Raw genomic sequence first — 13,343 nt, 5'->3', positions numbered from 1 at the left:
CACAGCATCTTCGCCCGAGTTGTGCGAAGTTCGGCATCCGGAAGGACTATTGGTTGCTATTCGCTGTGGCCGGCCGGTGGAAAGATTCCTTCCGTCATGCATACCATCGAAGTCATTGATTCCCATACCGCCGGCGAACCGACCCGCGTGGTCCTGTCCGGCTTCCCTGACCTGGGCGGCGGCAGCCTGGCCGCGCGCCTGCAGCGCTTCCGCCACGAATTCGACCACTGGCGCAGCGCCATCGCCTGCGAACCGCGCGGTTCGGACACCATGGTCGGTGCCTTGCTGTTGCCGCCGGTGGAGCCCGCCGCCTGTACCGGGGTGATCTTCTTCAACAACGTCGGTTACCTGGGCATGTGCGGCCATGGCACGATCGGCGTGGTGCGCACGCTCGCCCACCTGGGCCGGCTGCAGCCCGGCCGGCACCTGATCGAGACCCCGGTCGGTATGGTCGGTGTCGAATTGCACGCCGATGGCCGCGTGTCGGTGGACAACGTCGAGTCCTATCGCCACGCCACCGGTGTCGAAGTGCAGGTGCAAGGCCACGGGGTCGTCCGCGGCGACGTGGCCTGGGGCGGCAACTGGTTCTACATCACCGCGCAAGCCCCGTGCCCGATCGATCTGGAACACCAGCGCGAACTGACCGCCTATACCGAAGCGATCCGCCAGGGTCTGGAAGCCGCGGGAATCACCGGCGCGGAAGGCGGCGAAATCGACCACATCGAGGTCAACGGACCCGCGCCCGACGGAAGCGGGCAGGCCCGCAATTTCGTGCTGTGCCCCGGCTTGGCCTACGACCGTTCTCCGTGTGGAACCGGAACCAGCGCCAAGCTGGCCTGCCTGGCGGCGGACGGCAAGCTGGCCGAAGGCGAACGCTGGGTGCAGCAAGGCGTGCTGGGCAGTGTTTTCGAAGGCGCGTACCGCAACGGCGCCAAAGGCATCCTGCCGCGGATTACCGGCGAAGCCCACGTCACCGCGCGCTCGCAACTGCTGATCGATCCGGTCGATCCGTTCGCATGGGGCATCGGCACCACGCCGCCCGCGGGAACGTGAGTACTTACGACCTCATCGTGATCGGCGCCGGCATCGTCGGCGCGGCATGCGCCGAGGCAACCGCGGCCGAAGGGCTGCGCGTGGCGATGGTCGAACCCGGGCCTGTCGGTGGCGCGTCGACCGCCGCGGCCATGGGCCATCTGGTGGCGATGGACGACGACCCGGCAGAATTGGCGCTGTCGGCGTACTCGCTGCGGCTGTGGGAACGTTTCGCGGAATTGCCGGAAGCCGAATTCAGCCGCTGCGGCACCCTGTGGGTGGCGCGCGAGCAAGCCGAGCTGGATTCCGTCGACGCGAAGATAGGACGACTGGCCGCCGCAGGCGTGCATGCCGAGAAACTGGATGCGGGCGCGCTCTATCGCGCCGAACCGGCGCTGGCGCCGGGCCTGGCCGGGGGAATGCGCGTGGCCCGCGAAGCGGTGGTGTATCCGCCGAACGTGGCGCGGCATCTGGTCCGGGAAGCCGTGGATCGCGGCGCACGCTTCCATGCCGGGCGGGTCCGTGTTCTGGAAGACAACGGCGTGACGCTGGAGGATGGACAGCGCCTCGCAGGTCGCGTGCTGGTGGCCAGCGGTTGTGCCTTGCCCGAACTGTTGCCGGAGCTTCCGTTGCGCCCGCGCAAGGGACAACTGGCGATCACCGATCGCTACCCGGGCCTGGTACGCCACCAACTGCTGGCGCTGGACTACGCTACTTCCGCGCACGGCCAGGCGGAGAGCAGCGTTGCCTTCAATGTGCAGCCGCGCCCGACCGGGCAAATCCTGATCGGCTCGTCGCGCGAATTCGGCAGCACCGACCGCGAGGTGTCGCTGCCGTTGCTGCAACAGATGCTGCAACGCGCGTTCGAATACCTGCCGGGGCTCGCGGCCTTGCAAGCGATCCGCGTCTGGACCGGATTCCGTCCGGCCACGCCGGACGGTCGTCCTTATCTGGGTGCGGTGCCGGGCCGCGACGGCGTCTATGTTGCCGGTGGCCATGAAGGCCTGGGCGTGACCACCGCGCTGGGCAGTGCGCGTTTGCTGGTCGACCTGCTGGTTGGTCGCCAGCCGGCACTGGACCTGTCGCCCTATTCGCCTTCCCGCATCCAGGCCAGCGCGGGGGTGGCCGCATGAGTGACATCGTGCGCCTGACCGTCGATGTGCAGCTGGTGGAAGTGCCGGCCGATGCCAGCGTGGCCGCCGCGATCGCCGTGCTGGGTCGTCCGTTCCGTCGCTCGCGCAACGGCATGCCGCGCGAGCCGCTATGCGGCATGGGCGTGTGTTTCGAATGCCGGGTCCGCATCGATGGCGTGGCCCAGATGCGCGCGTGCATGACGCCCGTGCGGGACGGCATGGAGGTGCGTACGGATGACTGAATCGGTCCGCCACTTCGACGTGCTGGTGGTCGGCGCCGGCCCGGCCGGATTGAATGCCGCCGCCGCGGCCGCTTCGCATGGCGTACGCGTCGGCCTGATCGATGCGCAGCCGCGGCCGGGCGGGCAGGTGTGGCGCCACGATGTCGCCGCGCCGCAGCCATCGCCGGCAGTCGGCGTACTGGCGACGATTTCGCAACACGGCGTCGAGTGGATCGCGCAGGCGCAGGTGGTGCAGGCCGGACCCGAATGCCTGCTGGCGGAAACCGCGCAAGGCACCTTGCGATTGCATTACCGCGCGTTGGTGCTGGCCACGGGCGCGCGCGAGTTGCTGCTGCCGTTCCCCGGTTGGACCTTGCCTGGTGTTACTGGCGCCGGTGGCGCGCAGGCACTGGTCAAGCAGGGTTGGCCGATGATCGGCAAGCGCGCGGTCGTCGCAGGCAGCGGTCCGCTGCTGCTGGCAGCGGCGCTCACCCTGAAACGTCATGGCGCGCAGGTGCTGGGCATTCATGAACAGGCTTCATCCGCGGCCGTGCGCGGTTTTGCCCTGCGTTTGCCGCGCTGGCCGGGCAAGGCGGCGCAGGCGCTGGGCATGAAACTGCAACTCGCCGGCATCCCGTATCGCGGCGGAAGCGTGGTGGTGGCCGCGCACGGCGATGCGCGCCTGCGCGAGGTAGAGATCGATGGCCCGCGCGGTCGCGAACGCATCGCCTGCGACCATCTCGCCGTCGGCTACGGATTGGTGCCGAATACCGAACTGGCCGAGTCGCTCGGTTGCCGCCTGGAGCTTGCGGGTGCGCATCCGGCCGTCGCCGTGGACGCCGAATTGCGGACCAGCGTCGAGCACGTATTCGCCGCCGGCGAAGCATTGGGCATCGGTGGCCGCGACTGCGCCCAGGTCGAAGGCGCGATCGCCGGACACCTTGCCGCCGGCCATTCCGGTCCGGCCCGCGCCGTGCAGCGCAAACGCCGGCATGCTCGCGCGTTCGCCGGGTTGCTGGCGCGCAGCTTCGTGCTCGATCCGCGTATTCGCAGCCTGGCCGACGCCGACACGGTGGTCTGTCGCTGCGAAGACGTCACCCTGCGGCAATTGCAGGGCTTCGCCAGCGCCCGCGATGCACGCCTGGCCACCCGCTGCGGCATGGGCGCCTGTCAAGGCCGCATCTGCGGAGCCGCGCTGGCGGAACTCGATCCTGCCTGCGTCGAAAGTCCCGGCGCCGGTCGTCGTCCCCCGTTGTTCCCGGCGCGCCTGGCGACGCTGGCCGAATCCTTTTCCAACCACTCCCAAGGTGCAACCCCATGAGCAATGCTTCCTTCTGGAAGGGCGTCCTGCCCGCCATCACCACGCCGTTCAGCGAAGACGGCAACGTCGACCACGCCTTCCTGGCCCGCCATGCCCGCATACTGGTCGAAGCCGGTTGCACCGGCATCGTTCCGCTCGGCTCGCTCGGCGAAGCGGCCACGCTGGCCTTCGACGAGAAGGTCGCGATCGTCAAGACGCTGGTGGAAGCCGTCGGCGACCAGGTGCCGGTGGTTCCCGGCATCGCCTCGCTGTCGACCGACGAAGCAGTGCGCCTGGCCCGGGCGGTGAAGTCGGTGGGCGCGCGCGGCCTGATGGTGCTGCCGGTGTACGTGTACTCGACCGACTGGCACGAGGTGGCCGCGCATGCGCGCGCCGTGATCGGCGCCACCGACCTGCCGGTGCTGCTGTACAACAACCCGGTCGCCTACAAGACCGACATCCTGCCGGCGCAGATGGCCGAACTGGCCGCGGAATTCCCCAACCTGCAGGCGGTCAAGGAGTCCTCGGGCGATGTGCGCCGCTTCGCCGCGATCAAGGAAGTGCTGGGCGAACGCCTGGTGCTGCTGGTCGGCATGGACGACGCCATCGTCGAAGGCCTGTGCATGGGCGCGGAAGGCTGGATCGCCGGCCTGGTCAACGCGTATCCGGTGGAGTCGGTGAAGCTGTTCGAACAGGCCCGCGATGGCGGTTACGCCGCGGCGCGCGCGCTGTACGATTGGTTCCTGCCGCTGCTGCGCCTGGACACCGTGCCCAAGTTCGTCCAGCTGATCAAGCTGGTGCAGTCGAAGGTCGACCTGGGCAACGAACGCGTGCGCGCGCCGCGTCTGCCGGTGTTCGGCGCCGAGCGCGAAGCCGCATTGAAGGTGATCGACCACGCCATCGCCAACCGGCCGAAGCTCTGAGTGCCGGATCGCCCGCGCGAGTGGTCGCGGGCCGCCGGCGCCGACCCTGCGAATCGATGGAAGTACGGACGCAAGCAACGAGAAGAGAAACGAGATGAGCGTGCAAATCGAACCCGTGTTGATCGCCGGTCGCTGGCAACCGAGCCAGGAAACCGTGAAAACCTTCCGCGCGGTGGATCCGGCGCTGGGCGAAGCCTTTGGTCCGGAATTTCCCACCAGTGGCGCGGCGGACATCGAAGCGGCGCTGGCCGCGGCCAGCGCCGCGGCCGAAGCCCTCGCCGCGACCGAACCCGAGCGCATCGCCGCGTTCCTCGACGCCTATGCGGCGCGGATCGATGCCAACGCCCAGGCATTGGCCGAACTGGCCCAGCGCGAGACCGGGCTTTCCGCGCAGGGTCGCTTCCTGCCGGCGGAAATCCCGCGCACCAGCGGGCAGCTGAGGCAGGCGGCCACGGCGGTGCGCGAACGCAGCTGGACCGTGCCGGTGATCGACACCGCGGCCGGCCTGCGCGCGCACCTCGCACCGCTGGGCAAACCGGTGCTGGTGTTCGGGCCGAACAACTTCCCGTTCGCCTTCAACGGCATCGCCGGCAGCGATTTCGCTTCGGCGATCGCCGCGCGCAATCCGGTCATCGCCAAGGCGCATCCCTCGCATCCGGGCACCAGCAAGCGCCTCGCGGAACTGGCGCATGAAGCGCTGCAGGAAGCGGGATTGCCGACGCAGTCCGTGCAGATGCTGTACCAGTTCCCGCGCGAGCTGGGCCTGAAGCTGGCGGCCGATGCGCGCCTTGGCGCGATCGGCTTCACCGGCAGCCGCAGCGCCGGCCTCGGCTTGAAAGCGGCCGCGGACACGGCGGGCGTGCTGTTCTACGGCGAGTTGTCCAGCATCAATCCCGTGTTCCTGCTGCCCGGCATCCTGGCCACGCAGGCCGAAGCTTTGGCCAAGGAGTTCTTCGCCTCGTGCACGATGGGCGCGGGCCAGTTCTGCACCAATCCCGGCGTGGTCGTGGCGATCGACGGCCACGGCAGCGATGCCTTCGTCGCGGCCGCGCAACGGCATTTCGCCGAGGGTGCAGCCGGCGTGTTGCTGTCCGAAGGCGGCTTGCAGCATTTGCAGGAAGCCGTGGCCGGACTGATCGGCGCCGGTGCGGAAGTGCTGGCCGGCGGCAAGCGAGGTGCGGAGGACGGGTTCCGCTTCCAGCCGACGTTGCTGGCGGTGACCGGCCGTCATTTCCTCGAAAACGCCCATGCGCTGCAGGCCGAAGCCTTCGGTCCGGTCAGCCTGCTGGTGCGCGTGTCCGACCTCGAGCAGGCCAAGACCGTGGCGGGCGCATTCGAAGGCAACCTGACCGGCACCTTGTACCGTGCCCCTGACGGCAGCGACGACGCGGCCTGGCAGGCGCTGGCGCCGGTGATGCGCGCGCGCGTGGGCCGCTTGATCGCCAACAAGATGCCGACCGGCGTCGCGGTCAGCCCCGCGCAGAACCACGGCGGTCCGTTCCCGAGCACCACGCATCCGGGTTTTTCGGCCGTGGGCATGCCCGGCACGATCCGCCGCTTTACCGCGCTGCACAGCTACGACCAGGTACCCGATGCGTTGCTGCCGCCGGAATTGCGCGACCGCAACGTCGACGGCATCTGGCGCCAGATCGACGGGCAGTGGAGCCGGGGTGACGTCGAGGCGAAGGCATGAGTGCGCAGATCGGCGGGCTGACCCGTGAGCAGGCCCGGGCGCAACTGGCGCCCTGGCGCGACCGGGCTCCGCCGATCGGTGCGCACGAATACCAGCAACGGCTGGAACGGGCGCGCGCGCTGATGCGCGCGCATGGCATGGACGCGTTGTTGATCGGCGCGGGCGCATCGCTGCGCTATTTCACCGGCGTGCCGTGGGGCGCCAGCGAGCGCCTGGTGGCGCTGTTGCTGACGGCCAGCGGCTCGCCGCTGCTGGTGTGCCCGGCGTTCGAGGAGGGCTCGCTCGATGCGGTGCTGTCGATTCCGGCGGAAAAGCGCCTGTGGGGAGAACATGAAGACCCGCATGCGCTAGTCGCGCAGGCGATGCGCGAGCGCGGTGCGAAAACGTTGGGGTTGGATCCGGCTGCGGGTTTCTGGGTCCACACCGGCCTGGGTCGCCATCTCGATACGCGCGCCATCGCCGATGCCGCTCCGGTCGTCGACGGCTGCCGCGCATGCAAGTCGCCGGCGGAACTGGCCTTGATGCAGCAGGCCTGCGACATGACCCTGCATGTGCATCGCCTCGCCGCGGGCCTGGCCGAGGAAGGCCTGCGCACCGACGAGCTGGTGCGTTTCATCGACGAGGCTCATCGCACGCTCGGCGCCGACAACGGCTCCACCTTCTGCATCGTCCAGTACGGCCACGCCACCGCTTATCCGCACGGCATTCCCGGCGTGCAATCGCTGCGCGAGAACGACCTGGTGCTGATCGACACCGGCTGTTCGGTACAGGGTTACCAGTCCGACATTACGCGGACCTGGATCTTCGGTCGCGCCAGCGACGCGCAGTGCCGCATCTGGGACCTGGAACGCGCCGCGCAGCAGGCTGCTTTCGACGCAGTCCGCCCGGGAACGCCTTGCGAAGCGGTGGATGCGGCCGCGCGCAAGGTGCTGGAAGCCGCGGGCCTGGGGCCCGATTACCGCTTGCCCGGCCTGCCGCACCGCACCGGGCATGGCTGCGGCATGAGCGTGCATGAGGCACCGTACTTGGTACGCGGCAATCACACCGCGCTGGCGCCGGGCATGTGTTGCAGCGACGAGCCGATGATCGTGGTGCCGGAAGCGTTCGGCGTTCGCCTGGAAGACCATTTCCACGTCAGCGAAAGCGGCGCGCAGTGGTTCACCCCGCCATCGCCGGGCATCGACCGGCCGTTCGCGTGAGCGTGCGAGTGCTGGTCGCCCGCTTTCACCGCGCCGCATGCGCCGTGTGCCTTTAATCTGATCCGGAGGGAATGAGATGCAGCTGCTGTCGCGCGTGTTGCTGCTGGTGTTCGTGGCGTTCGTACCGGCGTCCGCCGCATGGGCCGGGGACGAGATCGGCCCAGGCCAGCAGTTCCGCGAGATCTACCAGAGCGAGTGGAAGTGGCGTGGCCAGGAGCTGGCTGGCGCCAGCGACGAGAACGGTTTCAACGACAGCGCCGACCGCTTGCCACAGGTCGATCCGGCCAGCCAGCAGCGCCGCACCGCCTACTGGCAGGACGTGCTGGGCCGGTTGGACAAGATAGCGCCCGACCGGCTGCAAGGTCGCGATCGGATCGACTACCTGGTGTATCGCCAGCAGGTCGAGACCCTGCTGGACCGGCAGAAATTCCGCGCATGGGAAATGCCGTTCAACAGCGACACCGCGTTCTGGACCGACTTGGGCTATACCGCGCGTGCGCCGATCCGCGATGCCGAGGGCTACCGGCGCTACCTGCACCTTGTCGCCGAGATTCCGCGTTATTTCGACCAGCAGATCGCCAACATGCGCGCAGGCCTGGCGCGGGGCTTCAGCCAGCCAGCGATAACGCTGGCCGGACGCGACCAGACTATCGCCGAAGTGGCCGCGGCCAGGGGCGAGGACAACCTGTTCTATACCCCGTTCAGGGCAATGCCGCCGGGCATTCCTTCCGCCGAACAGGCGCAGCTGCGCGACCAGGCGCTGAAGCTGATCGCGGAGCGGGTCAGGCCGGCCTACGCGGGGCTGTTGAAGTTCATGCGCGAGGAATACGCGCCGAAGGCGCGCACCACGCTGGCGGCCGAACTGTTGCCCGACGGAAGGGACTACTACCGCGCGCAGATCCGCGAATACGTCACCGCCGACATGGACCCCGAACAGATCCACCAGACCGGCCTGCGCGAGATCGCGCGCCTCCGCGGCGAGATGGAACGGGTCATGGACGAAGTCGGTTTCAAGGGTCGCGGTCCCCGAACCCGCTTCGCCGATTTCCTGCAGTTCCTGCGCACCGACCCGCAGTTCTACGCGAAGACGCCATCGCAATTGCTGCAGCAGGCGGCATGGATCGCCAAGGTGGTGGATGGCAACCTCGGCAACTATTTCGGCCGCGCGCCCCGCCAACGGTTCACCATCAAGCCGGTGCCGGACGACATCGCTCCGTTCTACACCGGTGGCCGCGGGGGCATCGACACCTATTGGCTCAACACCTACAACCTGCCTTCGCGACCGCTGTACGTGCTGCCGGCGCTGACCCTGCACGAATCCTCGCCCGGGCATTCGCTGCAGATGTCGCTGGCCGCCGAGGACACGGGCCTGCCGGATTTCCGCCGTTATTCGTACCTGTCGGCCTATGGCGAAGGTTGGGCGCTGTACTGCGAATACCTGGGCCAGGAGATGGGCATCTACACCACGCCGTACGAACGCTTCGGCTACCTGACCTACCAGGCCTGGCGCGCGGCGCGCCTGGTGATCGATACCGGCATCCACCACAAGGGCTGGACCCGCGAACAGGCGTTGGCCTACCTGCGCGACAACACCGCGCTGAGCGAACACGAGATCGGCACCGAGGTCGATCGCTATATCGGTTGGCCGGGGCAGGCGCTGAGCTACTACCTGGGTGAACTGAAGATCCTGGAACTGCGTGCCAAGGCCGAACGCGCGCTGGGCGCGAAGTTCGACATCCGCGCCTTCCACGACGAAGTGCTTTCCCTGGGCGCGGTGCCGCTGCCGGTGCTGGAACAACGCATGGACGAATTCATTGCCGACGGCGGCAAGTCGCCATGGGCCGACAAGGTCAATTGACCGCCGTATCGCAAACACCAGCCAGCCACCGGGGGCATCCATGGCCACGCAAGGAAAATTCCACAAGCAACTCGGCCTGGTCGACCTGACCTTCATCGGCCTGGGGGCGATCTTCGGGTCGGGCTGGCTGTTCTCGGCCAGCCACGTTTCGGCCATCGCGGGACCGGCAGGCATCGTGTCCTGGGTGATCGGCGGCATCGCGGTATTCCTGCTGGGACTGGTCTATTGCGAACTGGGCGCGGCGCTGCCGCGCGCAGGCGGCGCGGTGCGCTACCCCGAGTATTCGCACGGCCCGCTGCTCGGTTCGCTGGTGGGATTCGTCACCCTCATCGCGTTCTCCAGCTTGATCGCGATCGAGGCCGAGGCCAGCCGGCAGTACGCCGCCGCCTGGTTCCCGTCGCTCAACCAAGCCGATGGCAACCACCCCAGCCTGCTCGGCTGGTTGTTCCAGTTCGCCTTGCTTGTGCTGTTCTTCCTGCTCAACTACTTCAGCGTGAAGACGTTCGCCGCCGCCAACAACATCGTCAGCGTGTTCAAGTTCCTGGTACCGCTGCTGGTGATTGCGATGCTGATGGCGCACTTCGATACCGACAACCTGCACGTGCAGGGTTTCGCACCCGCCGGCGCGGCCGGCGTGCAGGCGGCGATCTCGGCCGGCGGCATCATCTTCGCCTACCTCGGCCTGACCCCGATCGTCTCGGTGGCCAGCGAAGTGCGCGATCCGCAGCGCACCATCCCGTTCGCGCTTATCCTCTCGGTGGCGTTGTCCACGGTGATCTACGTGCTGTTGCAGCTGGCGTTCCTTGGCGGCATCCCGACCGCGCAGCTCGCGGGCGGCTGGGCCGGCATCGACAAGCTGTATTCGTTGCCCTATCGCGACATCGCGCTGGCACTGGGCATGGGTTGGCTGGCCGTGCTGGTGGTCTGCGACGCGGTGGTCTCGCCCAGCGGGACGGGCAACATCTACATGAACGCGACGCCGCGCGTGGTCTATGGCTGGGCGCGCAGCGGCGGCTTCCTGGGCGTGCTGACGCGAGTGGACGCCAAGTCCGGCATTCCGCGCCCGGCGCTGTGGCTGAGTTTCGCGCTATCGGTGTTCTGGACCTTGCCGTTCCCGTCGTGGGAAGCGTTGATCCAAGTGGTATCTGCGGCCTTGGTGCTGAGTTATGCGGTGGCGCCGGTGACCGTGGCGGCGCTGCGCCGCAGCGCGCCAGAATTGCCGCGACCGTTCCGCGTGCGCTGGATCGGCGTCCTGGGGCCGCTGTCGTTCATCGTGGCGGCGTTGATCGTGTACTGGTCCGGCTGGAAGACCCTGTGCTGGTTGCTCGGCGTGCAGCTGGCGATGTTCCTGGCCTACGTGGCGTACCGCTTGCCCACGACCGAAGGCAGATCGCGGCTGCTGCGTCAGGTGGGCTGCTCGCTGTGGCTGATCGCCTTCTATGCGCTGACCATGCTGGTGTCGTGGCTGGGCACTTTCGGCGGCAACGGCAGCATCGTGCATCCCTGGGACACGCTGTTGATGGCCGTGATCGCGCTCTTCATCTACGAATGGGGCGCGCGCACCGGTTTGCGTAGCGACGAGCTTGCGCTGGAAGAAGACGATGGCGAGTAGGGCAGGAGACAGCCGCGTCGGCGCCCGGCGTCGGCGCCGCGATTTCCCCGCGACGAAGCGAATGACTGCGTGGATACTGCTGGCCGGCCTGTGGCTGGTCGCGGCCGGTCTGGGCGCTGCGCCGCAGGCGGCGGACTACCAGCGTTCGCTGGGACTGCGCGAGCGATGGATGATGCTGACTCGCGACGTGGCATTCCCTGTGCAATGGCGCGGAGACGGCCGCTTCTACTATCGCAAGACCGTCGAAGGCGGCTTCGCCTTCGTGCTGGGCGAGCCGGGCGCCGATGCGATGCGCCCGGCGTTCGATGCGGCGAGGTTGGCGCAGGCGCTGGGCAAGGCCGATGGGCGGACCTACGCCCCGCTGCGACTGCCGTTCGAGCGCTTCGCCTACGACGCCGAGGGCGGCGACCCTTACGGCGCGATCCGTTTCGACGTCGATTACGTGTCCTGGCGTTGCACGCTCGGCGAATACGCTTGCGCGATGGTGGTGGAGAAAGGCAGGCCGCGAGGGTTCGGCGTGGTCAGGGACCTGCGCGTTGCGGCGGACAATACGCCGCGACGTTCGCCGGACGGGCAGTGGGAAGCATTCGTCGAGGGCTATGACGTGATGCTGCGCCGGCGCACCGACGGCAAACTCGTTCGATTGAGCCGGGACGGCCGGGCCGATGCCTTCTACGATCCCGAAACCATCGCCTGGTCGCCGGATTCGCGGCGCCTGGCGCTTTATCGGGTCCAGCCCGGATTCGCGCGCATCGTGACCCGGGTGGAATCTTCCCCGGTGGGGCAACTGCAGCCGCTCGTGCGCACGCAGCTGTACCCCAAGCCCGGCGATGCGGTGGACGTCGAACGGCCGGTGCTGTTCGGCGTGGACGGTACGCGCACCGACATCGACGATGCCTTGTTCGCCAATCCGTATTCGCTGTCGCCGATCCGCTGGCGGCGCGACGGCGGCAGCCTTGCTTTCGACTTCGTCCAGCGCGGCTTCCAGCGCATGCGCGTGGTCGCGGTGGATGCGGCGAACGGCCGTGCGCATGCGGCGGTGGAAGAGACGGCGAAGACCTTCGTCTACGCCGACCGCAGCTTCGCTCACGAAGTCGACGGCCTGGGCAAGGAACTGCTCTGGATTTCCGAGCGCGACGGCTGGCGCCATCTGTACCTGATCGATGGCGCGAACGGCCGGGTGAAGCGGCAGATCACCCGTGGCGACTGGGTCGTGCGCGATGTGCTGAGGGTGGACGACGAGAAGCGCCGCATCTGGTTCAGCGCCAGCGGCATGGACCGGGGCAAGGACCCGTATTACCGGCACGTCTTCGCCGTCGGTTTCGACGGCACGGGACTGACGCGGCTCACCGAAGCCGATGCCGACCACGACGTGGCCATCTCCGGCGATGGGCAGTGGTACGTCGACGTGTATTCGCGTCCCGACCGTGCGCCGGTCGCCGAGCTGCGCCGCATCGGCGGCAGCCTGGTGCGCACGCTGGAACGCGGCGACATTTCGCGCCTGCTCGCGGCCGGCTGGAAGGCGCCGCAGAGTTTCGTCGCCAAAGGGCGCGATGGCCGCACCGACATCTGGGGCATGCTAGTGCGGCCGCGCGACTACGATCCGTCGAAGAAATATCCGGTGGTCGAGAACATCTACGCCGGCCCCCACGACTCGTTCGTGCCCAAGACTTTCTGGCCGTTCGGCTACCACGCCGGCGGCGACAAGCAGATTGGCATGCAGGCGCTGGCCGACCTGGGCTTCATGGTGGTGATGATCGACGGCATGGGAACCGCCAACCGTTCCAAGGCCTTCCACGACGTGGCCTGGAAGAACCTCGGCGATTCGGGTTTTCCCGACCGCATCGCCTGGCATCGCGCGCTGGCGGCGCGCGACCCGTCCTACGACATCAGCCGGGTCGGCATCTATGGCGCCTCGGCCGGCGGGCAGAGCGCGCTCGGCGCGCTGGAGCGGCACCCGGACTTCTATCGCGTGGCCGTCGCGTATGCGGGCTGTTACGACAACCGCATGGACAAGATCAGCTGGAACGAACAATGGATGGGCTGGCCGGTGGACGAGTCCTACGTGCGCGCGTCCGGCGCAGCCAACGTCGCGGCGGTGCGCGGCGATCTGCTGCTGATCGTCGGCGAGCAGGACAGCAACGTCGATCCCGCTTCGACGGCCCAGGTGGTCAACGCGCTGATCGCGGCCGGCAAGGACTTCGATCTGCTGAACGTGCCGGGTGGCGAGCACTCGGTCGGCCGCTCCACCGGGCCGATCGACTACGTGCAGCGCCGCCAGTTCGATTTCTTCGTGCGCCATCTGCAGGAAGCGGCGACACCACGCTGGAACGCGGACGCTCCTGTCTCGCAGCAAGCCGTGCGTTGATTCG

General features: G+C 68.1%; 10 protein-coding genes. All 10 read left to right on the top strand.

Annotated features, from left to right (window positions below; all coding sequences use genetic code 11):
* Positions 1 to 96: 96 nt before the first annotated feature.
* On the top strand, positions 97 to 1,053 hold the full coding sequence (locus tag J5837_RS03410) for a proline racemase family protein (protein WP_210535310.1): 957 nt from the start codon (positions 97 to 99) through the stop codon (positions 1,051 to 1,053).
* The gene (locus J5837_RS03405; protein ID WP_210535309.1) at positions 1,017 to 2,165 is read left to right on the top strand and encodes an NAD(P)/FAD-dependent oxidoreductase; all 1,149 of its coding nucleotides are present in this window, start codon (positions 1,017 to 1,019) and stop codon (positions 2,163 to 2,165) included. Before J5837_RS03410 ends, J5837_RS03405 begins: the two co-directional genes overlap by 37 nt.
* Positions 2,162 to 2,407, top strand: coding sequence for a 2Fe-2S iron-sulfur cluster-binding protein (locus tag J5837_RS03400; protein ID WP_210535308.1), 246 nt, complete (start codon positions 2,162 to 2,164; stop codon positions 2,405 to 2,407). Before J5837_RS03405 ends, J5837_RS03400 begins: the two co-directional genes overlap by 4 nt.
* Positions 2,400 to 3,707, top strand: coding sequence for an NAD(P)/FAD-dependent oxidoreductase (locus J5837_RS03395; RefSeq protein WP_210535307.1), 1,308 nt, complete (start codon positions 2,400 to 2,402; stop codon positions 3,705 to 3,707). The genes J5837_RS03400 and J5837_RS03395 overlap by 8 nt, the downstream gene beginning before the upstream one ends.
* A complete protein-coding gene (locus tag J5837_RS03390; protein ID WP_210535306.1) occupies positions 3,704 to 4,609 on the top strand; it encodes a dihydrodipicolinate synthase family protein in 906 nt (301 codons plus the stop codon). Before J5837_RS03395 ends, J5837_RS03390 begins: the two co-directional genes overlap by 4 nt.
* A 94-nt stretch (positions 4,610 to 4,703) precedes the next feature.
* Entirely contained in the window at positions 4,704 to 6,302 is a 1,599-nt protein-coding gene (locus J5837_RS03385; protein WP_210535305.1) for an aldehyde dehydrogenase (NADP(+)), read from the top strand.
* Positions 6,299 to 7,501, top strand: coding sequence for a M24 family metallopeptidase (locus tag J5837_RS03380; protein WP_210535304.1), 1,203 nt, complete (start codon positions 6,299 to 6,301; stop codon positions 7,499 to 7,501). The genes J5837_RS03385 and J5837_RS03380 overlap by 4 nt, the downstream gene beginning before the upstream one ends.
* Before the next feature lie 76 nt (positions 7,502 to 7,577).
* The gene (locus tag J5837_RS03375; protein ID WP_210535303.1) at positions 7,578 to 9,359 is read left to right on the top strand and encodes a DUF885 domain-containing protein; all 1,782 of its coding nucleotides are present in this window, start codon (positions 7,578 to 7,580) and stop codon (positions 9,357 to 9,359) included.
* Between the two features lie 40 nt (positions 9,360 to 9,399).
* A complete protein-coding gene (locus J5837_RS03370) occupies positions 9,400 to 10,971 on the top strand; it encodes an APC family permease (protein ID WP_210535302.1) in 1,572 nt (523 codons plus the stop codon).
* On the top strand, positions 10,961 to 13,339 hold the full coding sequence (locus tag J5837_RS03365; protein ID WP_210535301.1) for a S9 family peptidase: 2,379 nt from the start codon (positions 10,961 to 10,963) through the stop codon (positions 13,337 to 13,339). The genes J5837_RS03370 and J5837_RS03365 overlap by 11 nt, the downstream gene beginning before the upstream one ends.
* The last annotated feature ends 4 nt before the right edge of the window (positions 13,340 to 13,343 follow it).

This window comes from Pseudoxanthomonas helianthi, from assembly GCF_017939625.1.
Taxonomy (GTDB): Bacteria; Pseudomonadota; Gammaproteobacteria; order Xanthomonadales; family Xanthomonadaceae; genus Pseudoxanthomonas_A; species Pseudoxanthomonas_A helianthi.
The sequence above is the reverse complement of the archived record's forward strand: the minus strand, read 5'-3'. Positions and strand labels throughout refer to the sequence as shown.

What these genes read in the sequence shown, in the direction of transcription:
- J5837_RS03410 (WP_210535310.1), top strand. Translation starts at nt 97, where the DNA reads ATGCATACCATCGAAGTCATTGATTCCCATACCGCCGGCGAACCGACC.
- J5837_RS03405 (WP_210535309.1), top strand. Translation starts at nt 1,017, where the DNA reads ATGGGGCATCGGCACCACGCCGCCCGCGGGAACGTGAGTACTTACGAC.
- J5837_RS03400 (WP_210535308.1), top strand. Translation starts at nt 2,162, where the DNA reads ATGAGTGACATCGTGCGCCTGACCGTCGATGTGCAGCTGGTGGAAGTG.
- J5837_RS03395 (WP_210535307.1), top strand. Translation starts at nt 2,400, where the DNA reads ATGACTGAATCGGTCCGCCACTTCGACGTGCTGGTGGTCGGCGCCGGC.
- J5837_RS03390 (WP_210535306.1), top strand. Translation starts at nt 3,704, where the DNA reads ATGAGCAATGCTTCCTTCTGGAAGGGCGTCCTGCCCGCCATCACCACG.
- J5837_RS03385 (WP_210535305.1), top strand. Translation starts at nt 4,704, where the DNA reads ATGAGCGTGCAAATCGAACCCGTGTTGATCGCCGGTCGCTGGCAACCG.
- J5837_RS03380 (WP_210535304.1), top strand. Translation starts at nt 6,299, where the DNA reads ATGAGTGCGCAGATCGGCGGGCTGACCCGTGAGCAGGCCCGGGCGCAA.
- J5837_RS03375 (WP_210535303.1), top strand. Translation starts at nt 7,578, where the DNA reads ATGCAGCTGCTGTCGCGCGTGTTGCTGCTGGTGTTCGTGGCGTTCGTA.
- J5837_RS03370 (WP_210535302.1), top strand. Translation starts at nt 9,400, where the DNA reads ATGGCCACGCAAGGAAAATTCCACAAGCAACTCGGCCTGGTCGACCTG.
- J5837_RS03365 (WP_210535301.1), top strand. Translation starts at nt 10,961, where the DNA reads ATGGCGAGTAGGGCAGGAGACAGCCGCGTCGGCGCCCGGCGTCGGCGC.